This is a genomic window from Streptomyces sp. NPDC058741 (genome assembly GCF_042746715.1).
GTDB lineage: Bacteria > Actinomycetota > Actinomycetes > Streptomycetales > Streptomycetaceae > Streptomyces.
Window position 1 is genome coordinate 26353 of sequence record NZ_JBHYQH010000029.1, and the last position, 23219, is coordinate 49571.

Genomic DNA, 23219 nt, shown 5'->3' on the forward strand with positions numbered 1-23219 from the left:
CGCCCGATGCCCCGGGTGACAATGGCCGCGACAAGAGGAGGGCGGAACGCCGGTGCAGTGGACGTTGGTCGTACCCCTGAAGCCCCTGGCCCGCGCCAAGAGCAGGCTCGCGGACACCGCCCACGACGGGCTGCGGCAGGACTTGGCCCTCGCCTTCGCCCAGGACACGGTGGCGGCCGCGCTGGCGTGCCCCGCGGTCCGTGATGTGGCAGTCGTCACGGACGACGCCATGGCGGGCCACGTGCTGGCCGCCCTGGGCGCCGGGATCGTCGCGGACGAGCCGGGCAGCGGTCTCAACGCCGCGCTCAGGCACGCGGCGCACGCCGTGCGGTCCGCCCGTCCCGCCTGTGCGGTGGCCGCGCTGAACGCCGATCTGCCGGCGCTGCGTCCGCCGGAATTGTCCCGGGTGCTCGATGCCGCCGCTCAATTCCCGCGCTCTTTTCTCGCGGATGCGGCCGCGGTGGGCACCACTTTGCTGGCCGCCGCTCCGGGCCGGGAACTGCACCCGGCGTTCGGCACCGGTTCCCGCTCCCGGCACCGCGCGTCCGGAGCCGAGGAACTGGCCCCCGCGGACGTGGACTCGGTGCGCCAGGACGTGGACACCGGCGACGACCTGCGCAGCGCGCTGGCCCTGGGGGTCGGCCCTCATACGGCCGCGGCCGCCGCGCGGTTGCTGATCCCCGGGCAGTAGGCTGCTGCCATGCAGGCGACCGCGTACACGTATGACCCCAAGAGCCGCAGCGGGCAGGTGCTCCTGGACGACGGCACCCCGGTGCCCTTCGACGCGGCGGCGTTCGACGCGGGCGGTCTCAGGCTGCTGCGCCCGGGCCAGCGCGTGCGCATCGAGGTCGAGGGCCCCCGGGACGACTTCAGGATCACACTGGTGACTCTGCAGACCCTCTGACCACGGGCCGAACACACCGCGGGCCGGACTCCGTGCGGAGTCCGGCCCGGCGCGTGAGTTCCCGGCGCCCCTACTTCTTGCGGGCGGTGGTCTTCTTGGCGGTGGTCTTGCGCGCCGTCGACTTCTTGGCGGGCGCCTTCTTGGCCGTCGCCTTCTTCGCCGGGGCCTTCTTGGCGGTGGTCTTCTTCGCGGCGGCGGTCTTGGTGGCCGCGGCGGTCTTGGCGGGGGCCTTCTTCGCCGTGGTCTTCTTGGCGGCCGCCGTCTTCGTGGTGGCCTTCTTCGCCGTCGTCTTCTTGGCGGCGGTCTTCCTGGCGGCGGCGGTCTTGGTGGTCGCCTTCTTCGCGGCGGCCTTCTTCACCGTCGCGCCTGCACCACCGGTGAGGCTGCCCTTGGGCGCCTTCTTCACGGAGACCTCACCGCCCCGCGGGAGCTTCTTCGAGCCGCTGACCAGGTCCTTGAAACCCTGGCCGGCACGGAAGCGGGGAACGGAGGTCTTCTTGACCCGAACCCGCTCGCCCGTCTGCGGGTTGCGGGCGTAGCGCGCCGGGCGGTCGACCTTCTCGAAGGAACCGAAGCCGGTGACGGAGACCCTCTCACCTGCGACGACCGCGCGGACGATGGCGTCCAGCACATGGTCGACAGCGTCGGCGGCCTGCTGGCGACCGCCCATCTTGTCGGCAATCGCTTCTACGAGCTGCGCCTTGTTCACGTCTTCCCCTTCGGAGACATCGCCAGAACGAAAGTGTTCAAGCTTTTTCGCACGTTAGGCAGATATATACCGCAAATCAAACACGAAACGGGCTTATCACCCTTGTGCCTCATCGAACTCGGCGGTGCCGTCGCGTTCAGCGTTCCTCGTCGGGGAGACGTCCCTCGTCGAGATCCGTCGTGAACCGTTCCAGCCGCCTTGCCGCGTCGGCGAGATCGTGCTTGGCCGCGGCCGTAATGACCAGCAGCTTCCGGGTCAGCGCCATCCGTACGCCCTCCGGGACTTGCAGTGCGCGCACTCTTGTGTGCGCTTCCTTGAGTCGGTCCGCGACTGCCGCATAGAGCTCGAGTTGGCCGTCGTGTTCCATGCACAGATTGTGCCATCTGGGGCGAGTTGTCGCCTGCGCAGGGGACAACTGCCGCCTCAAACAGTCGTCCGGGCACACTCGGAAGTCACAGCTGCACCACTCGCGTACCCCGGCAACCACCGTCTTAACGTGGGAAGTTGGCTGCGACCTCGGGGGGTCGCCAGGGCCGTTCGGGTGCAGACACGGCTGTACCCCCGATCGGGCTGATCGGGGGTACAGAGGGGTGTTGCGGTGGCCGAAAGTCGCCTTGCCGGCGACTGCGGACCGTGTTGCGGATCAGACCGGGAGCGTCCGCGGCTTGTACGAGGGGCGCTTCGCCTCGTAGGCGGCGATGTCGGCCTCGTTCTGCAGGGTGATCGAGATGTCGTCGAGGCCGTTCAGCAGCCGCCAGCGGGAGTTCTCGTCCAGCTCGAAGGGTGCGGTGGTGCCCTCGGCGCGCACCTCGCGGGCGACCAGGTCGACGGTGATCTCGGCCTGCGGGTCCTGCTCCGTGAGCTCCCACAGCTCGTCCACGACCGGCTGCTCCAGGACGACCGTGAGCAGGCCGTTCTTGAGCGAGTTGCCGCGGAAGATGTCGGCGAAGCGGGAGGAGATCACGGTCTTGAAGCCGTAGTTCTGCAGCGCCCAGACGGCGTGCTCACGGGAGGAGCCGGTGCCGAAGTCGGGGCCGGCGACCAGCACGGTCGCGCCCTGCCGCTCCGGCTGGTTGAGCACGAAGGACGCGTCCCTGCGCCAGGCCTCGAACAGCCCGTCCTCGAAGCCGTCGCGCGTGACCTTCTTGAGCCAGTGGGCGGGGATGATCTGGTCGGTGTCGACGTTGCTGCGGCGCAGCGGGACGGCCCGGCCGGTGTGGGTGGTGAAGGCTTCCATGGTTCTCAGACTCCAGCGGGCGTACGGGTGTCGGCGTCGGCCAGGTCGGCCGGGGAGGCGAGGTGGCCCAGGACTGCGGTGGCGGCCGCTACCTGGGGAGACACCAGGTGCGTACGGCCGCCCTTGCCCTGCCGTCCCTCGAAGTTGCGGTTGGAGGTGGACGCGGAGCGCTCGCCCGGGGCCAGCTGGTCCGGGTTCATGCCCAGGCACATGGAGCAGCCCGCGTGCCGCCACTCGGCGCCGGCCTCCTTGAAGACGACGTCCAGGCCCTCGGAGACGGCCTGCAGACCCACCCGCGCGGAGCCCGGGACGACCAGCATGCGTACACCGTCGGCGACTTTGCGGTCCTTGAGCAGCTCGGCGGCCGCGCGCAGGTCCTCGATGCGGCCGTTGGTGCAGGAGCCTACGAAGACGGTGTCCACCTTGATGGAGCGCAGCGGCTGCCCGGCCTCCAACCCCATGTACTCCAGGGCCTTTTCGGCGGCGTGGCGCTCCGATGCGTCTTCGTACGAAGCCGGGTCGGGGACGGACGCCGAAAGCGGTGCGCCCTGCCCGGGGTTGGTGCCCCAGGTGACGAACGGCGACAGCTCGGCGGCCTCGATGACGACCTCGGCGTCGAACTCGGCGTCGTCGTCCGTCCTCAGCGTCTTCCAGTACGCGACGGCCGCGTCCCAGTCCTCGCCCTCGGGGGCGTGCGGGCGGCCCTTGAGGTAGGCGAACGTCGTCTCGTCCGGGGCGATCATGCCCGCGCGGGCGCCGGCCTCGATCGACATGTTGCAGATGGTCATGCGGGCTTCCATCGAGAGCTTCTCGATGGCCTCGCCGCGGTACTCCAGGACGTAGCCCTGGCCGCCGCCGGTGCCGATCTTCGCGATGATCGCGAGGATCAGGTCCTTGGCGGTGACGCCCTCGGGCAGCTCGCCTTCGACCGTGATCGCCATCGTCTTCGGGCGGGCCATCGGCAGCGTCTGGGTGGCCAGCACGTGCTCCACCTGGGAGGTGCCGATGCCGAACGCCAGCGCGCCGAAGGCGCCGTGGGTGGAGGTGTGGGAGTCGCCGCAGACGACGGTGGTGCCGGGCTGGGTCAGGCCCAGCTGCGGGCCGACGACGTGCACGACGCCCTGCTCGACGTCGCCCAGCGGGTGCAGGCGCACACCGAACTCGGCGGCGTTCCTGCGCAGCGTCTCCAGCTGGACCCGGGAGACCGGGTCGGCGATGGGCTTGTCGATGTCGAGCGTGGGGGTGTTGTGGTCCTCGGTGGCGATGGTGAGGTCGAGGCGCCGCACCGCGCGGCCGCTCCTGCGGAGACCGTCGAAGGCCTGCGGGCTGGTCACCTCGTGCAGCAGGTGCAGATCGATGAAGAGAAGGTCGGGCTCGCCCTCCGCGCGCCGGACGACATGGTCGTCCCAGACTTTCTCCGCGAGTGTCCTACCCATCGCTGTTCCCTCCGGCCGACGACGATCCGCCGACCCAACTAGAGATCGTGAGAGGCGGCGCCCGTTCCCCTGATGCCGGGCGCACACCACCAGGCCCTTACGTCACGGGCCGTTGTGACTTTCGTGATTCCAGGGTGGCGGGTTCCACGGAAATTTGAACTTGCGTTTCACAGAGTGAGACGCGAGTATCGTTGCATGGACAACAGTAGCGGCGTCGGCGTTCTGGACAAGGCGGCCCTCGTCCTGAGCGCTCTGGAGTCCGGTCCGGCCACCCTCGCGGGCCTGGTCGGCGCCACCGGACTGGCACGACCCACGGCCCACCGCCTGGCCGTGGCATTGGAACACCACCGCATGGTGGCGCGCGACATGCAGGGCCGTTTCATTCTCGGCCCCCGCCTCGCGGAGCTCGCCGCGGCGGCGGGCGAGGACCGCCTCCTCGCCACGGCCGGCCCGGTGCTCACGCACCTGCGTGACGTCACGGGCGAGAGCGCGCAACTGTATCGCCGGCAGGGCGACATGCGCATCTGCGTCGCCGCGGCGGAGCGCCTGTCCGGACTGCGGGACACGGTCCCGGTCGGTTCGACGCTCACGATGAAGGCCGGCTCCTCGGCGCAGATCCTGCTGGCCTGGGAGGAGCCGGAGCGGCTGCACCGCGGCCTGCAGGGGGCGCGCTTCACGGCGACGGCGCTGTCGGGTGTGCGGCGGCGGGGCTGGGCCCAGTCGATCGGTGAGCGGGAGCCGGGCGTCGCGTCCGTCTCGGCGCCGGTGCGGGGGCCGTCGAACCGGGTGGTGGCGGCGGTGTCCGTGTCCGGGCCGATCGAGCGGCTGACGCGGCATCCGGGGCGGATGCACGCGCAGGCCGTGATCGATGCGGCGGGACGTCTCTCCGAGGCACTCCGGCGGACCGGCTGAGCGTTCCGGGAAGGCCGGCCTCAACGCCGCGGCAGGCCTTCCCGACTGGGCGCCCAGACGGCGACGGTCTCGTTGCCGCGTGCGGACCGTACGCGGTGGATCGAGGTCCCCCGCACCCCGGGAAGGCACGCACGAAGAAGGCCCTCCACCGAAATGGAGGGCCTTCTTCTGATGTACCCCCGACCGGATTCGAACCGGCGCTACCGCCTTGAGAGGGCGGCGTGCTAGGCCGCTACACAACGGGGGCCTGGACACTGCGTTTCCGCAGGTCCGAGCTGGTCTACCTGGACTCGAACCAAGACTAACTGAACCAGAATCAGTCGTGCTGCCAATTACACCATAGACCAATGTGGTTTAGACCAGTCAGTACCCCCGACCGGATTCGAACCGGCGCTACCGCCTTGAGAGGGCGGCGTGCTAGGCCGCTACACAACGGGGGCCCCAGCAGCCCCGAGATGATCGTCGATCACTCGGAACCAGTACCCCCGACCGGATTCGAACCGGCGCTACTGCCTTGAGAGGGCAGCGTGCTAGGCCGCTACACAACGGGGGCTTGCGGATCGGAATCCGCTGACGCAGATAAGCTCTGCGAGCTGGCCTACCTGGACTCGAACCAAGACTAACTGAACCAGAATCAGTCGTGCTGCCAATTACACCATAGGCCACTGGAACGCAAGCCCCTGAGGGGATCTTGTTCTAGCTGTGCGCCTGGGGTTCGTGCCTTCCGGCCCGCTCCCCGCGGCGCAGGAAGAACATTACCCGAAGGTGGACGGGGCTCCAAAACGAGTATCCGCGCCGAGCAGAGACGGCAGTTCGGCGAGGGAGGCGATGCGGTGCGGCCCGGCGGGCGGCTCGACCATGGCGGACGGGCCGCCCCGGTCGATCCACACCGACAGCAGCCCGGCGTCGGCGGCGCCCCGTCCGTCGATCTCCGGATGGTCGCCGACGTAGGCGACCTGGTGCGGCGGGAGGTTCAAGGACTCGCAGGCCGCGAGGAACGCCCCGGCCTCGGGTTTGGAGACGCCCAGCTCGGCCGCGCACAGGATGGTCTCGAAGCGGTCGTGGACGCCGAGGAGACGCAGCTTGCGGTCCTGGACGTGGAGGCTGGAGTTGGAGAGCACCGCGTGCCGGTGGCTGGCGGCGAGGGCGTCCAGGACGGGCAGGACGTCCGGGAAGAGCGCCCAGACCGCCTCGTAGTGGCCGACATAGCGCTGGAACCAGGCGTCGGCCTCGGCGTCGGTGAGCTCCCGGTCCAGGAACATCCGCACCCGGTCGCGGCGCTGGGCCTCGAACGTGGCCTCCCCCGCCGCGAAGCGCGCCCACTGCAGTTCGGTGATCTCGCGCCAGCGGGCGAGGGCCTGCTCGACGCCGCCGTGGCCGTCGAGCAGGCCCTCGGCCGTGAGGTGGGCGTGCATGCCGAGGCGGTCGGCGGTGGTGTAGTCGAAGAGGGTGTCGTCGACGTCCCAGACCACGGCGTGGATGCTCATGCTTCGACCGTACCCACGCGCTCCGGTCTCAGCCCAGGGTGCCGGTGCGTGCGAGGTCCGGGCCCTGGTCGTCGCGCGGGTCGGCGGTGAGCCTCCGGGTGTGGGGGCCGGCCGGGGCCGCGCCGCCGCCGTCGGCGGTGCCGTTCCAAAAGGGGCGTACGGCGGCGCCGGTGGAGGTGCCGGCCAGGGTGCGGCACGGGCCCGCCGGAGGCGTCGGTCGGGGTCAGGATCCAGGTGGACGGCTTGTTCAGCTGCCACACCGGCGTCCGAGGTGCCGAGGTGCCGATCACGGAGGGCGCGGGGAACTGGGCCTCCATCCGCGCGAGGGGCGAGGTGGGCACCGTCGGTCCGCTGACCGGGTCGTCCGGGCCGGCGTGGGCGGGCGGGACCGGCCCCGGGCTGTCGACCGCGGTGACGGTGGAGGCGCCCAGCGGCCGGTACCGGAAGCCGGACGCCCCGGCCCACGGGTGGTCGAGCGTGACGCGCCGCTCGGTGACGAGCCGCACCGCGCCGACCGGTTCGTCGGCCTCGGGCGCCGCCTGCTCGGGTGCGCTCAGCGCGGTGCAGGTCAACGCCAGCACCCCGCCGGCGGCCGTGCGGACGGGTCTGCGTGAACGGCTCGTGTTCCCTCCCCGGCCGCACCCGCGTACCGTGCGCCCGGACCCATCCAACAGCCAGCCGACGGAAGGGAGTTGGCGGGAAGGGTGCACTCCGGGTGGCGATTGGGCGGACGGGGCGAGGGCGGCGCCCGGTGCGGACGCCGCCCTCGTGCTCCGTGCTCCGCCGCGTCAGGCGGACAGCTTCGCCAGCGCCGCGTCGATGCGGGCCAGCGTCGTGTCCTTGCCCAGGACCTCCAGCGACTCGAAGAGCGGCAGACCGACCGTGCGGCCGGTGACGGCGACACGGACGGGGGCCTGCGCCTTGCCGAGCTTGAGGCCGTGGGCCTCGCCGGCGGCCAGGACGGCCTCCTTGAGCGACTCGGCAGAGGTCCAGTCGGCCGCCTCCAGCTTCTCGCGGGCCGTGCGCAGCAGGGCGTCGGAGCCCTCCTTCATGGCCTTGCTCCAGGAGGCCTCGTCGAAGACCGGCTCCGGCAGGAACAGGAAGTCGACGTTGTCGGTGATCTCGGAGAGCACCTTCAGGCGGGTCTGCGCGTGCGGGGCGACGGCCTGCCACTTCGCCTCGTCGAAGGCCTCCGGCGCCCAGGGGGCGACCGGCGCGCGGAGCCACGGGCGGCAGCGCTCGGTGAAGTCCTTCACCTCCAGCAGGCGGATGTGGTCGCCGTTGATGGCCTCGCACTTCTTGAGGTCGAAGCGGGCCGGGTTCGGGTTGACGTCGGAGATCTCGAACGCCGCGATCATCTCGTCGATCGAGAACACGTCCTGGTCGGCCGAGAGCGACCAGCCGAGCAGGGAGAGGTAGTTGAGCAGGCCCTCGGGGAGGAAGCCGCGCTCCCGGTAGAGGTTGAGGGAGGACTGCGGGTCGCGCTTGGAGAGCTTCTTGTTTCCCTCGCCCATCACGTACGGCAGGTGGCCGAAGGACGGGATCTCCCGGGCGATGCCCAGCTCGATCAGCGCCTTGTACAGGGCGATCTGGCGGGGGGTGGAGGAGAGCAGGTCCTCGCCGCGCAGGACGTGGGTGATTTCCATCAGGGCGTCGTCGACCGGGTTGACCAGCGTGTACAGCGGGGCGCCGTTGGCCCGGACGATGCCGTAGTCCGGGACGTTCTCCGGGGTGAAGGTCAGCTCGCCGCGGACCAGGTCGGTGAAGGTGATCGTCTCGTCGGGCATCCGGAAGCGGACGATCGGCTCGCGGCCCTGGGCCTTGAACTCCTCGACCTGGGCGCCGGTCAGCTCACGGCAGTGACCGTCGTAGCCGGAGGGCCTGCCGGCGGCGCGGGCGGCCTCGCGGCGGGTGTCCAGCTCCTCCTGGGAGCAGTAGCAGTGGTAGGCGTGGCCGGCGTCGAGCAGCTTGGCGGCGACGTCCCTGTAGAGGTCCATGCGCTGCGACTGGCGGTACGGCGCGTGCGGGCCGCCGACCTCGGGGCCCTCGTCCCAGTCGAAGCCCAGCCAGCGCATCGAGTCGAGCAGCTGGGTGTACGACTCCTCGGAGTCGCGCGCCGCGTCGGTGTCCTCGATGCGGAAGACGAGGGTGCCCTGGTGGTGCTTGGCGAACGCCCAGTTGAACAGGGCGGTGCGCACCAGGCCCACATGAGGGTTACCGGTGGGCGAGGGGCAGAAACGGACGCGTACGGGTGCGCTAGCCACGCTTGACAACCTTGTTGGTGAGAGTGCCGATGCCTTCGATGGTGACGGCGACCTCGTCGCCGACGTTGAGGGGGCCGACCCCAGCCGGGGTGCCCGTGAGGATCAGGTCGCCGGGGAGCAGCGTCATGGCCTCGGAGATGTTGACGATCAGGTCCTCGACGGAGTGGATCATCTCGCTGGTGCGGCCGAGCTGGCGCTGCCGGCCGTTGACCGTGAGCTGGATGGTCAGGTCGGCCGGGTCCAGGTCGGTCTCCACCCAGGGGCCGAGGGGACAGGAGGTGTCGAAGCCCTTGGCGCGGGCCCACTGCTTCTCGCGCTTCTGGACGTCGCGGGCGGTGACGTCGTTGGCGCAGGTGTAGCCGAAGACCACGTCCTTGACGCGGTCGCGTGGGACCTCGCGGCACATGCGGCCGATGACCACGGCCAGCTCGGCCTCGTGGTGCACCTCGGAGGAGAAGGACGGGTACTGGATGTCGTCACCGGGGCCGATCACCGAGGTGGAGGGCTTGAAGAAGGCGAAGGGCGCCTCGGGGACCTCGTTGCCCAGTTCCCTCGCGTGCTCGGCGTAGTTGCGGCCGAAGGCCACGACCTTGTTGGGAAGCACCGGCGGCAGCAGCCGGACCTTGCCGACCGGCACCTTCGTGCCGGAGAGCTCGAAGTCCGCGAACGGGATGCCCTTGATGATGTCCAGGACGAGCTCGTCCTGCTTCTCTCCCTCGATCACGCCGAAGGCGACGTTCCCGTCGATGGAGAATCTGGCGATGCGCACGGGTGCTTGGCCCCTCGACTGAAGCGGCTGGAGTCTGACGCTCCAGGCTAACGCGGGGAGGTGTCCCCGCCGCGCGCCGTACGAAGGGGCGCCCCCGTCCGCGGGAGCGCCCCTCGGAGGCCGTGCCGCGCGGCCGTGAGCATCCGGCGGCCGGCGCGCGTACCACCTGGTGTCATTCCGCGGCCGCGGCGGCGACCGGAACGTCCATGAGGACGGTGCGCTTGGGGTTGGCGGTCTGGGAGGGAAGTTCGACTCGGTGTTCCGGCTGCTGCGGCGTCTGCAGTTCGTCGGCGTCGTCCAGGTGCGCCAGCGTCGTGCGCCGCGGGTTGGCGATCTTGTGGAACATCGTCGTCGTCTTCACTGTTTACTTGACCCTGTCCTGTGACGGGCGCCGGGAGGGTGCGAGACCCCCGCCGGGGCGCGGGTTGTCGGTTTTGCCTTCTCTGCAAAGCGTCAGGCTAAACACGGGATTCCCGGCTCCTTCTCCGAGGAGCCATGATCGACGTGTGAGTTTACTCACGAACCCAAGGTCGAATCAGACATAAAGAACTCATTCCACGGGCCGACGAAGCGGACATTGACCCCCTGAAGACATCATTCCGCTCCTGATCATGGCGACCGGGACACCTGACGCGGCTCCGCAGCTCGTCCGCATAAGCCCGAAATGAGTGAACTCACTTTCTACGGCGGGTGATTCACCACTCACTTGGTGTCACCTATGTCACGGCCTGGCCTACGAGCCTTGTTGGAGATCCTGCTGCTGTGCTGGAATGCCACGGACCGCCGCGGGATCGATCCGGCGCACAGGGGGCGCACAGACGCGCCGAGTGGCGGCCAGAAGGGGGAGCAAGCGCCGGTCACTGACGACCACCACGGGGGCGTTTTCAGGGCGTCCCCAGAACGCCGACACCGTGCCCCGCCGTCCAACCGACGGGGTGCCTGGTCCAGAGGTTGCGACGCTAGTGCAGGGACGTTTCAAGAGGGATGGCGCCGCTTCGGCGGAGCCGGAGCCGCACGGCGGGACTGGCCCCATCAATGGCGGCCCCTCGCCCCAGCACGCCCAGAACCCGGGCCCGGCAGGCGACAGCGGTGAGCGCCCCGGGCGCCCCGGCATGCCGTCCTCCTCGGCGATCGCGAGCCCGCCCACCCCGGCTCTGAAGCCGCCGACGGGCCCCGCCGGCCCCGGCCCGCGAATAGCCCTGCGCAACTGGCGCATCTCCACCCGGCTGGTGTCGCTGCTCGCGCTCCCGGTGGTCGCGGCCACCTCGCTGGGCGCCCTGCGTATCGACCAGTCCATGGACGACATCCAGCAGCTCGACAACATGAAGCTGCTGACGGACATGACCAAGCAGGCCACCGAGCTGTCCGCCGCCCTCCAGGAGGAGCGCGACCAGTCGGCGGGCCCGCTCGCGCACGGCGGCAAGGCGACCGACTTCGCGGTCAAGGGACTTCGCGAGAAGACCGACCGGGCCCGGAAGAACTTCCTCGACAACTCCGAGGAGATCGACAGCGCCAGCAAGGACGGCAACCTCAGGGGCGTCCGCGAGTACCTCATCCAGATCGCCGGCGAGCTCGGCGACCTGGAGCAGATCCGCAAGAACGCCTACGCCTCCGAGGGCAACTCGACGCAGACGATCGAGGCGTACCACCGTCTGATCGAGAATCTGATCGCCCTCTCGCAGGACATGGCCGAGGCGACGAGCAACCCGGACATGATCCAGCGCACGCGGGCGCTGGCCGCGTTCTCCTCCGCCAAGGAGTACTCCTCGATCCAGCGCGCGGCCCTCGCGGCGGCGCTCCCCGCGAGCAAGACCACCGCCGGAAAGCTCTCGCCGAACGACCGGCTCTACGCCCAGTCGGCCCTGGAGAGCCAGAAGTCCGAGATCCGCAGCTTCAAGAGCATCTACGGCGAGGACACCGCCGCCGAGCTGCTGAAGCCGATCGAGGACGGCGGCAACTCCACCATCAAGGCGACCGACACCTACGCGGGTCGCGCCCTGGTCTCCGCGAGCGGTCTCGCCCAGCAGGACAAGCGGTCCTACCGCGACTGGCTGGACGACAGCTCCACCAAGATCCAGCAGATGAAGAACATCGAGTACACCCTGCTCGAGGAGATGGAGCAGAAGGCCCGCGAGCTGCGCAGCGCCACCGAGCGCGACGCGATCATCTCCGGTGCGCTGATCCTCCTCGTGCTCGGCGTCTCGCTGGTCGGCGCCTTCGTCGTGGCCCGCTCGATGATCCGCTCGCTGCGCCGCCTGGAGGAGACGGCCACCAGGGTCGCCTCCGACCGTCTGCCCGAGCTGGTCAAGCAGCTGTCCGAGTCCGACCCGCAGGACGTCGACACGTCCGTGGAGTCGGTCGGTGTGCACTCCCGGGACGAGATCGGCCGGGTGGCCGCGGCCTTCGACGACGTGCACCGCGAGGCGGTCCGCCTCGCCGCCGAACAGGCCCTGCTGCGGGGCAACGTCAACGCGATGTTCACCAACCTCTCGCGCCGTTCCCAGGGCCTCATCCAGCGTCAGCTGTCGCTCATCTCCGAGCTGGAGTCCCGCGAGGCCGACCCGGACCAGCTGTCCTCGCTGTTCAAGCTCGACCACCTCGCCACGCGCATGCGCCGTAACGGTGAGAACCTCCTCGTCCTCGCCGGTGAGGAGCCCGGCCGCCGCTGGACCCGCCCGGTACCGCTGGTCGACGTGCTCCGCGCCGCCGCGTCCGAGGTGGAGCAGTACGAGCGCATCGAACTGGCCTCCGTGCCGACCACCGAGGTGGCCGGCCGGGTCGTCAACGACCTCGTGCACCTGCTCGCCGAGCTGCTGGAGAACGCCACCTCGTTCTCCTCGCCGCAGACCAAGGTCAAGGTCACCGGTCACGCCCTGCCCGACGGCCGGGTGCTCATCGAGATCCACGACACCGGTATCGGCCTCTCCCCCGAGGACCTCGCGGCGATCAACGAGCGGCTCGCCTCTCCCCCGACGGTGGACGTCTCGGTCTCCCGCCGCATGGGTCTGTTCGTGGTCGGCCGGCTGTCCCAGCGGCACGGCATCCGCATCCAGCTCCGGCCGTCCGACTCCGGTGGTACGACCGCGCTGGTCATGCTGCCCGTCGACGTCGCCCAGGGCGGCAGGAAGCCCCAGCCCAAGCAGGGTGGTCAGCCGCCGATCGGCGGTGGCGGCCCGGCCGCCGCGCAGGCCGCCGCGGGCGCGGCCGCGGCCCGACGGGCCGCCAACGGTCAGAGCGCCGGCGCCCTTGGGGCCGGTGCGTCCGGCGCGTTCGGCGGCGGCGGGGGCCGGCTCGGTGCCGGCCAGGGCCCGCGGGCCGCGCTGCCCGGACGGGACGGCGACGGTGGCCGGCCGGCCGGTCAGGGTGGCGCGCGCGGACCGCAGGGCACCGGCGACTCCCTGTTCGAGCAGGGCCGTCCGGCTCCGACGGGAGCCGGGTTCGGCCAGGCGCCCGGCGCCCCGCAGGGCCTGCAGGCCGCGGGCACGGACGGGCCGCAGGGCCAGGACGCCTTCGGCGGTGGCGGTGGCCGCGGCCGGCAGCAGGGCCGTGACCCCGAGCAGGGCAAGGGCCGTCGGCCGCAGCTGCCGCCGCGTGGCGGTCCGCGGGCCGCGCTGCCCGGTGGAGACGCGCAGCAGCCGCGCGTACCGAGCTGGAGCGACGAGAACGCCCAGCCGCCGGTGCCGCGCGCCTCGCTGGACTCCCCGCGCGGCCACGAGGAGCAGGACGTCTCCCGCACCTCCCCCATGCCGCGCGCCGACGACCGTCAGGGCCCCGGCTCGCCGGGCGACTCCGGCGGTCCCCAGCACGGCGACGGGTCGCAGGACCAGGGCCTGTTCGTCCGGCCGGACGTCTACGGCACCTCGGCCTCCGCGACCGGTCAGTTCCCGGCCCCGCAGGGCTACGGCAGCGGTGCGCCGAACCAGTACCCGGTGCCCCGCCAGGACAACGACTCGACCGGGCAGTACGCCGGCATGGGCCAGGCCGCCGGTGCGACGGGCCAGTACCCCGTGCCGCCGCAGGACAGCGGCTCGGCCGGGCAGTACTCCGTGCCGCGCCAGGACAACGGCTCCGGCGGCCCGGGGTTGCCCGCCCCGGCGGGCACGGGCCAGTTCGAGCGCCCGCAGGTCAACGGCGGGCGGAACGGGGCCGACTACGGCGCCCCGCTTCCCCCGGCCCCGCAGGCCCGGCCCGCCCGGCAGGAGCCCGAGGCCCTGCCGCCGGCGACCGGCCCGGGCGACGGGCGGACGCCGCTGTACGACACGCTCGAGACCAACTGGTTCCACGGCCAGCAGGAGCAGCAGCCGCAGAACAACGGCTCGGCTCCGGACCCGCAGCAGCCGCAGGGATCCACCGGTCCCCAGCGGTCCGCCCCCGCCAACTGGCGCACCTCGCCGAACGACGACCTCGTCCGCCAGGCCGAACGCGTCCGTCAGCCGGCCGCGGGCGGTATCACCACCTCTGGCCTGCCGCGCCGGGTCCCCAGGGCGAACCTCGTCCCCGGCACGGCTCAGCAGCAGACCCACCAGAGCGGTCCGCAGGTCTCCCGCGCTCCCGATGACGTGCGCGGCCGGCTGACCAATCTCCGTAGGGGAATCGCACAGGGTCGTCAGGCCGGCAGCACCCAGACCGGCAGCCACCCACGGCCCACTCACCAGCAGGAGCGTTAGTTGAGTCCGATGAGCCAGGCGGCACAGAACCTCAACTGGTTGATCACCAACTTCGTGGACAACACCCCCGGGGTGTCCCACACCGTCGTCGTGTCCGCCGACGGACTCCTCCTGGCGATGTCGGAGGGCTTCCCACGCGATCGCGCGGACCAGCTGGCGGCCGTCGCCTCGGGCCTGACGTCGCTGACGGCAGGCGCCTCCCGGATCTTCGAGGGCGGCGAGGTCGCGCAGACGGTCGTGGAGATGGAGCGGGGATTCCTCTTCCTCATGTCCGTCTCGGACGGCTCGTCCCTGGCCGTCCTCGCGCACCCGGAGTGCGACATCGGCCTCGTCGGCTACGAGATGACACTCCTGGTCGACCGCGCGGGCGCGGTTCTCACCCCCGACCTGCGAGCCGAACTCCAAGGCAGTCTGCTCCACTGACAGGCCCCGGCACCACCCGTCTCACCACATCACCGTCCGGCGGCCAGACACCCCGCACAGGCCCCGTCGGACGGCTTGACTGACCGACTCAGTGTCCCGCCCGGAGGACCCATGACCCCGCCCACCGCCTCTCATGATCCGTACGCGGAGCCGTACGAGGACGAGGGCGACCAGCCACTGGTACGGCCCTACGCCATGACGGGTGGCCGGACCCGGCCGCGCTACCAGCTCGCCATCGAGGCACTGATCAGCACGACGGCGGACCCCGCCGCGCTCATGGGCCTGCTCCCGGAGCACCAGCGCATCTGCCACCTCTGCCGCGAGGTGAAGTCGGTGGCCGAGGTCTCGGCCCTGCTCAACATGCCCCTGGGTGTGGCCAGGATCCTGGTCGCGGACCTGGCGGAAGCCGGCCTGGTGGCGATCCACCAGCCGGGCGGCGACGAGGCAACCGGTGCGCCGGACGTGACACTGCTCGAAAGGGTGCTCAGTGGACTTCGCAAGCTCTGACGCAGGTCGTTCCACCACCTCCGCGAAGATCGTGGTGGCGGGCGGCTTCGGCGTGGGCAAGACCACGTTCGTCGGCGCCGTCTCGGAGATCAACCCGCTGCGCACAGAGGCCGTCATGACCTCGGCGAGCGCGGGGATCGACGACCTGACGCACACCGGAGGCAAGACCACCACCACGGTGGCCATGGACTTCGGCCGTATCACCCTGGACCAGGACCTGATCCTGTACCTCTTCGGTACGCCCGGTCAGGACCGCTTCTGGTTCATGTGGGACGACCTGGTGCGCGGCGCGATCGGCGCGGTGGTCCTGGTGGACACCCGTCGCCTGGCCGACTGCTTCCCGGCCGTCGACTACTTCGAGAACAGTGGTCTGCCGTTCGTCATCGCCCTCAACGGCTTCGACGGCCAGCAGCCGTACACTCCCGATGAAGTGCGGGAAGCCCTGCAGATCGGGCCGGACGCCCCGATCATCACGACGGACGCCCGGCATCGGGCCGATGCGAAGAGCGCCCTGATCACGCTGGTGGAGCACGCATTGATGGCCCGGCTGCGGTAGCACCCGAACCTGAGGAGAGATACGGCAGTTGTCGTAGTTGCGCCGGAGCCGGCTGTGTCCTTTGACACGGTCGGCCAAGGTGTTCATAACGTTTCGGCAGAGGAATCGAGTGGCACGGCCACGCGTCGCGCACATCCAGTCTCGCTGCGCGCACAATCGCCCCGCCTTTTGGCGGGGCTCGCTCTTTATGACCGTTTTATCTGGGGCTCACCACGCACGGAACGCCTGCCCCCGACTGTTTGGAAGAGCGCAGGTCGTCGTGCTGGAATGCCTGAACTGCCCAATAGTCAATGACGTACGCGCCCGCCGATGGCGCGGCTGGGCTCTGAGACACTGCGGCACAACGTTGGTGCCGACCGCCGAGAGGTTGTTGGTCGAGTGAGGCGAAGCAAGAACAGTCCCGAGCCGTCGGCCCGGGGCAACTTCACCCCGCCGCCGCGCACAGCGGCGCCCGCCCCCGTGCCCGGTTCGGAGCCCACGGCCGCGCCCGCGCAGAGCGGTGGACGCCTCTCCCCGCGCAACTGGCGCGTGGCGACCCGGCTGAACGCGATCCTGCTCATACCCGTGCTGGTCGGCCTCGTCATGGGCGGCTTCCAGGTGAGGAGCTCGATCGACACCTGGCAGGAGGCCGAGGACGCGGAGAACACCGCGCGCCTGGTCCAGGCCTCGCTGCTCTACGCCAACGCCCTCTACAACGAGCGCGACATCACCGCGGGGCCGCTGCTGCAGGGCGAGGACGAACCGACCGTCGTCAAGGCCCGCGCCGCGACCGACAAGGCCGCGGACGCCTTCGACGACGCCGCGCAGAACATGCCGGAGAAGGCGGGCCTGGAGCGCCGCCTGAACCTGTTCCGCAAGGCCGAGCCGAAGCTGACGGAGCTGCGCGCCGCCGCCTACACCTCCCAGCTCAAGGGCGTCCAGACCGAGGAGGGCTACGTCGACATCGCCCACCCGCTGATGGAGTTCGCCAACGAACTGGGTCTGGGCACCGGAAACATCACCAGCTACGGGCGTACGGTCTACGCGATCTCGCTGACCAAGGCGGCCCTGTCACTGGAGCGCTCCATCGGCATGCACATGCTGATCAGGCCGGGTCCCACGCCCAGCCAGCTCGCCAGCCAGCGCGTCGCCCTCTCCTCCTACGCCTACCTCGAGCGCATCGCCATCGAGGAGTACAAGGGCGGTGGCACCGACGCCGACGCGGCCAAGCTGGAGCGGACCGCGCAGGAGATCAGCGCCAAGAGCGCCGCCATGGCCAAGGAGGCCAAGGAGAACGACCCGGACTACGTCCCGCCGCCGGCCAAGCCGGAGACGATGATCGGTGAGCTCGCCCGCCTCGACACCACCGACCCGGCCGCCCGCGCCGACCTCGCCACCCGGGGCATCACCCCCGCCAACTGGTGGGCCGTGAACACCCTCAAGTTCGACGGCTACCGCAAGATCGAGAGCGACCTCGCCGACACCGCGGTGAACGAGGCCTCCCAGATCGCCGACGAGGCCCAGCGCGACGCCTACATCACCGGTGCCGCCGTCGTCGTCGCCCTGCTCCTCGCCTTCATCCTGGCCGGCGCGGTCGCCCGCCAGATGAGCCGCTCCATGCGCCGGCTGCGCAACGCCGCCTTCGGCATCGCCGAGCAGCGTCTGCCGATGCTCGTCGACCAGCTCTCGCGCACCGACCCCGGCCGGGTCGACACCCGCGTCGCCCCCATCCCGATCACCACCACGGACGAGATCGGCGAGGTCGCCCGCGCCTTCGACCAGGTCCACCGCGAGGCCGTCCGGCTCGCCGCCGAGCAGGCCCTGCTGCGCGGCAACATCAACGCGATCTTCACCAACCTCTCGCGCCGCAACCAGTCGCTGATCGAGGGCCAGCTGACCCTGATCACCGATCTGGAGAACAACGAGGCCGACCCGGACCAGCTGGAGAACCTCTTCAAGCTGGACCACCTCGCGACCCGTATGCGCCGCAACGGCGAGAACCTTCTCGTCCTCGCCGGCGAGGAGCCCGGCCGCCGCTGGGACCAGCCGGTTCCGCTGGTCGACGTCCTGCGCGCGGCCTCCTCCGAGGTGGAGCAGTACGAGCGCATCGAGCTGTCGGGCGTGCCGGAGGCCGAGATCCACGGCCGCGCCGTGACCGACCTCGTGCACCTGCTCGCCGAGCTGCTGGAGAACGCCACGACGTTCTCCTCCCCGCAGACCAAGGTCCGGGTGACCGCGACCCGTCTCCCCGACGGCCGCGTGATGGTCGAGATCCACGACAAGGGCATCGGCCTGACCGCCGAGGACTTCGCGGACATCAACCACAGGCTGGCCAACCCGCCGACCGTGGACGCAGCGATCTCCCAGCGGATGGGCCTGTTCGTGGTCGGCCGGCTGTCCGACCGGCACGGCATCCGCGTCCAGCTGCGCCCCTCGGGCGAACAGGCGGGCACCACCTCGCTGGTCATGCTGCCGGACGCGATCACGCACGGCGGCGGCGGCGAGCAGCACGTGGACCGCGACGAGTTCACCGTCTCGCAGATCATCCCGGAGCAGAACCTCGGCGGTGAGAACTTCGGCCAGCCGATGCGCACGGCGGCCGAGCTCGGCTTCGACGACAGCCGTTACGCGGACGTCCCCGACGACATACGCGAGCTGGACCCCGTCGGCCGCTCCCTGATGCGCGAGGAGCGCCGGGCTGCCCTGGAGGCCGAGGCCCAGTCGCACCCGCAGCCCGCCCTGCCCGGGCGGGACAACGCCCAGGAGCAGTCCGAGGCTTCCGGCTACGCCGACGCGTACGACGCCCGGCAGGACTACGACGCCGGCCGGTCCTACGACACCGGCCGGAACGGCTACCCGGAGCAGCAGCCGTCGGCGTACGACCGCCAGTCTCCTCACGAGGAGCAGCGGCAGACGGCGTACGACGAGCCGCAGCAGCCGGCGTACGAGGAGCAGTACTACGCACCCAACGGCGGCCTGCCGCGCAACGACACCTTCCCGCCGAACGGCGGCTACCCGGACCCCTCCTATGCGGAGCAGGCCCAGGAGCAGGGCGCGGGAGCGGGCACGGGTGCGGCCGAGAGCTTCCCGGGGTTCGAGCAGCGGCGCTACCAGGACGACTGGCCGCAGCAGAACGGCTACCAGAACGGCTACCCGAGCCAGTACCCTGCTCAGACCCCGGAAACGGACTCCGCGCGGGCCGCTGACGCGGGTGAGCAGGACCGCGTAGGCTTCGACCGTCCGGACGACACGGCCCCCTCCTCCGCCCACGCGCTGACGGACGCCGGGCTTCCCCGCCGCGGATCCACCGCGAACGGTGCGAACGGCTCCGGCGAACGGCACGCGAGCCAGGAGCCTTTGGCCTCCTCACCGGAGAGCAACGGCGACGGCGACTGGCGCTCGGCGAACGACGAGCGGTGGCAGCAGGCCTCGCAACTGCGGAAGCCCAGGGCGGGCGGGGTCACCTCCTCCGGCCTGCCGAGGCGGGTACCCAAGGCCAACCTGATCGAGGGTTCCGCCGAAAGCACTCCCCAGGGAGGCCCACAGGTCTCCCGCGCCCCGGAGGACGTCCGGGGCAGGCTGAGCAACCTGCGCCGGGGCGTCCAACGCGGACGCAGCGCAGGCAGTGGAACGAACGGCCAGGGCCTCGGTCCTGACAGCACCTACAACCAGGAGCGTTAGTGTGAGCCCGATGAGCCAGGCGGCACAGAACCTGAACTGGTTGATCACCAACTTCGTGGACAACACCCCGGGGGTGTCCCACACGGTGGTGGTCTCCGCCGACGGACTCCTTCTGGCGATGTCCGAAGGCTTCCCCCGCGACCGCGCCGACCAGCTCGCGGCCGTCGCCTCCGGTCTGACGTCTCTGACGGCAGGCGCCTCCCGCATCTTCGAGGGCGGCAGCGTGAACCAGACCGTTGTGGAGATGGAGCGGGGATTCCTCTTCATCATGTCCATCTCCGACGGTTCCTCGCTCGCGGTTCTCGCACATCCCGATGCGGACATCGGCCTCATCGGGTACGAGATGGCCCTGTTGGTGGACCGGGCGGGTACGGTCCTCACCCCGGACCTTCGTGCGGAGCTCCAGGGCAGCCTGCTCAACTAACAGACGGACGGTGCGTTTTGGCGTCCCGGGGCCGTAAGGTCTTGGGACACGGCTCCACAGCGATGGGTGCCAGGCACAGTCGGAGGAGGAAAAAGTGGCAACACCCCCAGGCGGTTCGTCGGGCACCTGGTCGTACGACCCTGCCCGGGGTCACGGCGACGGTGGTCAGAACCCGAACCTTTACAACTTCCCCTCCGCGCCCAGCCACCGGCAGCCGTACGCGCCCCAGGGCCCCGGCCCGTCGCCGTACGACCAGCCGCCGGCTCCGCGTATCCAGCCCGTGCAGCCGCAGCGCCGCACCCCCGAGCCGGCGCCCGCCGCGGCGTCGCACAACCCGTTGGTGCGTCCGTACGCCATGACCGGCGGCCGGACACGCCCGCGCTACCAGCTCGCCATCGAGGCGCTGGTGCACACCACCGCGCAGCCGCACCAGATGCAGGGCCAGCTGCCCGAGCATCAGCGGATCTGCAACCTCTGCCGGGAGATCAAGTCGGTCGCCGAGATCTCGGCGCTCCTGACGATCCCACTCGGCGTGGCCAGGATCCTCGTCGCCGACTTGGCGGAGGCGGGACTGGTCGCCATCCATCAGCCCGGCGGCGACGAGAGCGCCGGCGGCCAGCCAGACGTGACACTGCTCGAAAGGGTGCTCAGTGGACTTCGCAAGCTCTAGCGGAGGGCCTTCCCGCTCCACCACGTCCGCGAAGATCGTGGTGGCCGGCGGCTTCGGCGTGGGCAAGACCACGTTCGTCGGCGCCGTCTCGGAGATCAATCCGCTGCGCACAGAGGCCGTCATGACGTCCGCTTCGGCGGGGATCGACGACCTCACCCACACCGGGGACAAGACCACCACCACGGTGGCCATGGACTTCGGCCGTATCACCCTGGACCAGGACCTGATCCTGTACCTCTTCGGTACGCCCGGTCAGGACCGCTTCTGGTTCATGTGGGACGACCTGGTGCGCGGCGCCATCGGCGCGATCGTGCTGGTCGACACGAGGCGTCTCGCCGACTGCTTCCCGGCCGTCGACTACTTCGAGAACTCGGGTCTGCCGTTCGTCATCGCCCTCAACGGCTTCGACGGCCAGCAGCCGTACACCCCGGACGAGGTGCGCGAGGCGCTCCAGATCGGCCCGGACACGCCCATCATCACCACGGACGCCCGGCATCGGGCCGACGCGAAGTCGGCGCTGATCACGCTGGTCGAGCACGCCCTGATGGCGCGGCTGCGCTAGTCCTCGCACTGCGGAACAGCCCCCGGCGGCCTACGGGCGTCCGGGGGCTGTCGTGTTGCCGTGTGCGGGTGGCCTGTGGCCTGTCGCGCGGTTCCCCGCGCCCCCAAGGAAGAAGGCCCCTCTGACGAGGGGCCTTCTTCCTGGTTCTGTGGTCAGCGCCAGCTGTGCGGGGCGCGGAAGCCGGGCTCGCGTTCCAGGCGGCGCCAGCCGGCCTTCACGCGGCCGCGGTGTGCCGGGGTCGGGTCGGTGGGGCGGGCGGCGGCGCGGGCCAGCAGGATCGCCGTGAGGGCGGCGACCTCCTCGGGCTCGGCGTGGCCCTTCTCGACGCGGATGTCAGGGGTGTCCATGGGTGTCAGTCTCCGTGGCTGAGATGTCCGCAGGGTTACTGCGGCGGGTTGCCGTGCTTGCGGGACGGCAGGTCGGCGTGCTTGGACTGGAGCATCGCGAGGGAGCGGATGAGGATCTCACGGGTCTCGGCGGGGTCGATGACGTCGTCGACGAGACCGCGCTCCGCCGCGTAGTAGGGGTGCATGAGCTCGGACTTGTACTCCTTGACCATGCGGGCCCGCATGGCCTCGGGGTCTTCCGCGTCGGCGATCTGGCGGCGGAAGATGACGTTCGCCGCTCCCTCCGCTCCCATGACGGCGATCTCGTTGGTCGGCCAGGCGTAGGTGAGGTCCGCACCGATGGACTGGCTGTCCATGACGATGTACGCACCTCCGTAGGCCTTGCGCAGGATCAGGGAGATCCTCGGCACGGTCGCGTTGCAGTAGGCGTAGAGGAGCTTCGCGCCGTGGCGGATGATGCCACCGTGCTCCTGGTCGACGCCCGGGAGGAAGCCGGGGACGTCCAGAAGAGTGATGATCGGGATGTTGAAGGCATCGCACATCTGTACGAAGCGGGCCGCCTTCTCGGAGGCCTCGATGTCCAGCACGCCCGCCAGCGACTGGGGCTGGTTGGCGACGATGCCGACGACCTGGCCGTCCATCCGGCCCAGCGCGCAGATGATGTTGCGGGCCCAGCGCTCGTGGACCTCCAGGTACTCGCCGTCGTCGACGATCTCCTCGATGACCTTCGCCATGTCGTACGGCCGGTTGCCGTCCGCCGGGACGAGGTCGAGCAGCAGCTCGGAGCGTCGGTCCACCGGGTCGGACGCCTCCGCGCGGGGCGGGTTCTCGCGGTTGTTCTGCGGGAGCAGGGACAGGAGGTAGCGCACCTCGGCGATGCACGTCTCCTCGTCGTCGTAGGCGAAGTGGCAGACGCCGGAGGTCTCGGCGTGCACGTCCGCGCCGCCGAGGCCGTTCTGCGTGATCTCCTCGCCGGTGACCGCCTTGACGACGTCCGGGCCGGTGATGAACATCTGCGAGGTCTCGCGGACCATGAACACGAAGTCCGTGAGAGCGGGGCTGTAGGCCGCGCCGCCCGCGCACGGGCCGAGCATGACACTGATCTGCGGGATCACGCCGGAGGCCTTGGTGTTGCGCTGGAAGATGCCCCCGTAGCCGGCCAGGGCGGAGACGCCCTCCTGGATACGGGCGCCCGCGCCGTCGTTCAGCGAGACCAGCGGGGCGCCGGCCGCGATGGCCATGTCCATGATCTTGTGGATCTTCGTGGCGTGGGCCTCGCCCAGGGCGCCGCCGAAGATGCGGAAGTCGTGGGCGTAGACGAAGACCGTGCGGCCCTCCACCGTGCCCCAGCCGGTGACGACGCCGTCGGTGTACGGCTTCTTGGTCTCCAGGCCGAAGCCCACGGCCCGGTGCCGGCGCAGCTGCTCGACCTCGCGGAAGGAGTCAGGGTCGAGGAGGAGCTCGATGCGCTCGCGCGCGGTCAGCTTGCCCTTGGCGTGCTGCGCCTCGGTCGCCTTCTCGCTCGGTCCGGCCACCGCCTGCGCGCGGATCTCGTGCAGTTCGGCCACGCGTCCGCGCGCGTCGGTCGGCTCACCCGGCGCCTCATCCAAAACGGTCATGTAGCGACCTTACGAAGGGAACCGAGGAAACCGGGCCGTCGACTCCTCACAGTGTCCGGCGTGTTT

22 protein-coding genes and 5 tRNA genes are annotated in these 23219 nt (G+C 70.5%); 11 read left to right on the forward strand and 16 right to left on the reverse strand.

Features of this window, described 5'->3' with window-relative positions:
- Positions 1–52 precede the first annotated feature (52 nt).
- Both cofC and ACFW6P_RS22200 read left to right on the forward strand, forming a co-directional pair.
- Positions 53–691, forward strand: coding sequence for a 2-phospho-L-lactate guanylyltransferase (gene cofC, locus ACFW6P_RS22195; RefSeq protein WP_386357179.1), 639 nt, complete (start codon positions 53–55; stop codon positions 689–691).
- 9 nt (positions 692–700) lie between these two features.
- A complete protein-coding gene (locus tag ACFW6P_RS22200) occupies positions 701–904 on the forward strand; it encodes a hypothetical protein (protein ID WP_386357177.1) in 204 nt (67 codons plus the stop codon).
- Between the two features lie 70 nt (positions 905–974).
- Here the strand turns inward: ACFW6P_RS22200 and ACFW6P_RS22205 are convergent, their stop codons facing one another.
- The 4 genes from ACFW6P_RS22205 to leuC form a co-directional block, all read right to left on the reverse strand.
- A complete protein-coding gene (locus ACFW6P_RS22205; protein ID WP_386357175.1) occupies positions 975–1613 on the reverse strand; it encodes an HU family DNA-binding protein in 639 nt (212 codons plus the stop codon).
- Positions 1614–1749: 136 nt separating this feature from the next.
- The gene (locus tag ACFW6P_RS22210) at positions 1750–1980 is read right to left on the reverse strand and encodes a hypothetical protein (protein WP_386357172.1); all 231 of its coding nucleotides are present in this window, start codon (positions 1978–1980) and stop codon (positions 1750–1752) included.
- Positions 1981–2256: 276 nt separating this feature from the next.
- Positions 2257–2850: a 3-isopropylmalate dehydratase small subunit gene (gene leuD, locus ACFW6P_RS22215; RefSeq protein ID WP_386357170.1), complete on the reverse strand. Its 594-nt coding sequence runs from the start codon at positions 2848–2850 to the stop codon at positions 2257–2259.
- Between the two features lie 5 nt (positions 2851–2855).
- Complete coding sequence (gene leuC / locus ACFW6P_RS22220) at positions 2856–4286, reverse strand: 3-isopropylmalate dehydratase large subunit (RefSeq protein WP_386357167.1); 1431 nt, start codon at positions 4284–4286, stop codon at positions 2856–2858.
- 195 nt (positions 4287–4481) lie between these two features.
- On the opposite strand from leuC, the gene ndgR reads away from it, so the two are divergent.
- Positions 4482–5198, forward strand: a complete 717-nt coding sequence (gene ndgR / locus ACFW6P_RS22225; protein WP_010044585.1) for an IclR family transcriptional regulator NdgR — start codon at positions 4482–4484, stop codon at positions 5196–5198.
- A 174-nt stretch (positions 5199–5372) separates the two neighbouring features.
- Here the strand turns inward: ndgR and ACFW6P_RS22230 are convergent.
- The 10 genes from ACFW6P_RS22230 to ACFW6P_RS22275 form a co-directional block, all read right to left on the reverse strand.
- Positions 5373–5445, reverse strand: a tRNA-Glu gene (locus ACFW6P_RS22230).
- Between the two features lie 28 nt (positions 5446–5473).
- A tRNA-Gln gene (locus tag ACFW6P_RS22235) sits at positions 5474–5545 on the reverse strand.
- 20 nt (positions 5546–5565) lie between these two features.
- Positions 5566–5638: transfer RNA gene (locus tag ACFW6P_RS22240), tRNA-Glu, on the reverse strand.
- Between the two features lie 40 nt (positions 5639–5678).
- Positions 5679–5751 (reverse strand) — tRNA-Glu (locus ACFW6P_RS22245).
- Between the two features lie 40 nt (positions 5752–5791).
- Positions 5792–5863: transfer RNA gene (locus ACFW6P_RS22250), tRNA-Gln, on the reverse strand.
- Between the two features lie 90 nt (positions 5864–5953).
- Positions 5954–6685, reverse strand: coding sequence for an HAD family hydrolase (locus tag ACFW6P_RS22255; RefSeq protein ID WP_386357164.1), 732 nt, complete (start codon positions 6683–6685; stop codon positions 5954–5956).
- On the reverse strand, positions 6682–7257 hold the full coding sequence (locus ACFW6P_RS22260; RefSeq protein WP_386357161.1) for a hypothetical protein: 576 nt from the start codon (positions 7255–7257) through the stop codon (positions 6682–6684). The genes ACFW6P_RS22255 and ACFW6P_RS22260 overlap by 4 nt, the downstream gene beginning before the upstream one ends.
- 216 nt (positions 7258–7473) lie before the next feature.
- Positions 7474–8958: a glutamate--tRNA ligase gene (gltX, locus tag ACFW6P_RS22265; RefSeq protein ID WP_386424426.1), complete on the reverse strand. Its 1485-nt coding sequence runs from the start codon at positions 8956–8958 to the stop codon at positions 7474–7476.
- A complete protein-coding gene (locus tag ACFW6P_RS22270; protein WP_386357156.1) occupies positions 8942–9718 on the reverse strand; it encodes a fumarylacetoacetate hydrolase family protein in 777 nt (258 codons plus the stop codon). Before ACFW6P_RS22270 ends, gltX begins: the two co-directional genes overlap by 17 nt.
- Positions 9719–9890: 172 nt before the next feature.
- A complete protein-coding gene (locus ACFW6P_RS22275) occupies positions 9891–10079 on the reverse strand; it encodes a hypothetical protein (protein ID WP_386357233.1) in 189 nt (62 codons plus the stop codon).
- A 601-nt stretch (positions 10080–10680) separates the two neighbouring features.
- On the opposite strand from ACFW6P_RS22275, the gene ACFW6P_RS22280 reads away from it, so the two are divergent.
- The 8 genes from ACFW6P_RS22280 (at position 10681) to ACFW6P_RS22315 (ending at position 21187) form a co-directional block, all read left to right on the forward strand.
- The gene (locus ACFW6P_RS22280) at positions 10681–14385 is read left to right on the forward strand and encodes a nitrate- and nitrite sensing domain-containing protein (RefSeq protein WP_386357154.1); all 3705 of its coding nucleotides are present in this window, start codon (positions 10681–10683) and stop codon (positions 14383–14385) included.
- A 9-nt stretch (positions 14386–14394) separates the two neighbouring features.
- A complete protein-coding gene (locus ACFW6P_RS22285; protein WP_386357152.1) occupies positions 14395–14808 on the forward strand; it encodes a roadblock/LC7 domain-containing protein in 414 nt (137 codons plus the stop codon).
- A gap of 111 nt (positions 14809–14919) precedes the next feature.
- Entirely contained in the window at positions 14920–15315 is a 396-nt protein-coding gene (locus ACFW6P_RS22290) for a DUF742 domain-containing protein (RefSeq protein WP_031121441.1), read from the forward strand.
- Positions 15296–15871 carry an ATP/GTP-binding protein gene (locus ACFW6P_RS22295; protein ID WP_386357149.1) on the forward strand — a complete coding sequence of 192 codons (576 nt, stop codon included), beginning with the start codon at positions 15296–15298 and terminating at the stop codon, positions 15869–15871. Before ACFW6P_RS22290 ends, ACFW6P_RS22295 begins: the two co-directional genes overlap by 20 nt.
- 378 nt (positions 15872–16249) lie before the next feature.
- Positions 16250–19531, forward strand: coding sequence for a nitrate- and nitrite sensing domain-containing protein (locus ACFW6P_RS22300; RefSeq protein ID WP_386357146.1), 3282 nt, complete (start codon positions 16250–16252; stop codon positions 19529–19531).
- A gap of 10 nt (positions 19532–19541) precedes the next feature.
- Positions 19542–19955 carry a roadblock/LC7 domain-containing protein gene (locus ACFW6P_RS22305; RefSeq protein WP_055493648.1) on the forward strand — a complete coding sequence of 138 codons (414 nt, stop codon included), beginning with the start codon at positions 19542–19544 and terminating at the stop codon, positions 19953–19955.
- A 94-nt stretch (positions 19956–20049) separates the two neighbouring features.
- Positions 20050–20625: a DUF742 domain-containing protein gene (locus tag ACFW6P_RS22310; protein WP_386357143.1), complete on the forward strand. Its 576-nt coding sequence runs from the start codon at positions 20050–20052 to the stop codon at positions 20623–20625.
- Positions 20606–21187 carry an ATP/GTP-binding protein gene (locus ACFW6P_RS22315; RefSeq protein WP_014675207.1) on the forward strand — a complete coding sequence of 194 codons (582 nt, stop codon included), beginning with the start codon at positions 20606–20608 and terminating at the stop codon, positions 21185–21187. Before ACFW6P_RS22310 ends, ACFW6P_RS22315 begins: the two co-directional genes overlap by 20 nt.
- A 152-nt stretch (positions 21188–21339) precedes the next feature.
- On the opposite strand, the gene ACFW6P_RS22320 is transcribed toward ACFW6P_RS22315, so the two are convergent.
- Entirely contained in the window at positions 21340–21534 is a 195-nt protein-coding gene (locus ACFW6P_RS22320) for an acyl-CoA carboxylase epsilon subunit (protein WP_365098165.1), read from the reverse strand.
- 35 nt (positions 21535–21569) lie between these two features.
- The gene (locus tag ACFW6P_RS22325) at positions 21570–23153 is read right to left on the reverse strand and encodes an acyl-CoA carboxylase subunit beta (RefSeq protein ID WP_386357139.1); all 1584 of its coding nucleotides are present in this window, start codon (positions 23151–23153) and stop codon (positions 21570–21572) included.
- Positions 23154–23219 lie beyond the last annotated feature (66 nt).

What these genes read in the sequence shown, in the direction of transcription:
- ACFW6P_RS22200 (WP_386357177.1), top strand. Translation starts at nt 701, where the DNA reads ATGCAGGCGACCGCGTACACGTATGACCCCAAGAGCCGCAGCGGGCAG.
- ACFW6P_RS22210 (WP_386357172.1), bottom strand. Translation starts at nt 1,980, where the DNA reads ATGGAACACGACGGCCAACTCGAGCTCTATGCGGCAGTCGCGGACCGA.
- leuD (WP_386357170.1), bottom strand. Translation starts at nt 2,850, where the DNA reads ATGGAAGCCTTCACCACCCACACCGGCCGGGCCGTCCCGCTGCGCCGC.
- leuC (WP_386357167.1), bottom strand. Translation starts at nt 4,286, where the DNA reads ATGGGTAGGACACTCGCGGAGAAAGTCTGGGACGACCATGTCGTCCGG.
- ndgR (WP_010044585.1), top strand. Translation starts at nt 4,482, where the DNA reads ATGGACAACAGTAGCGGCGTCGGCGTTCTGGACAAGGCGGCCCTCGTC.
- ACFW6P_RS22255 (WP_386357164.1), bottom strand. Translation starts at nt 6,685, where the DNA reads ATGAGCATCCACGCCGTGGTCTGGGACGTCGACGACACCCTCTTCGAC.
- ACFW6P_RS22285 (WP_386357152.1), top strand. Translation starts at nt 14,395, where the DNA reads ATGAGCCAGGCGGCACAGAACCTCAACTGGTTGATCACCAACTTCGTG.
- ACFW6P_RS22290 (WP_031121441.1), top strand. Translation starts at nt 14,920, where the DNA reads ATGACCCCGCCCACCGCCTCTCATGATCCGTACGCGGAGCCGTACGAG.
- ACFW6P_RS22305 (WP_055493648.1), top strand. Translation starts at nt 19,542, where the DNA reads ATGAGCCAGGCGGCACAGAACCTGAACTGGTTGATCACCAACTTCGTG.
- ACFW6P_RS22320 (WP_365098165.1), bottom strand. Translation starts at nt 21,534, where the DNA reads ATGGACACCCCTGACATCCGCGTCGAGAAGGGCCACGCCGAGCCCGAG.
- ACFW6P_RS22325 (WP_386357139.1), bottom strand. Translation starts at nt 23,153, where the DNA reads ATGACCGTTTTGGATGAGGCGCCGGGTGAGCCGACCGACGCGCGCGGA.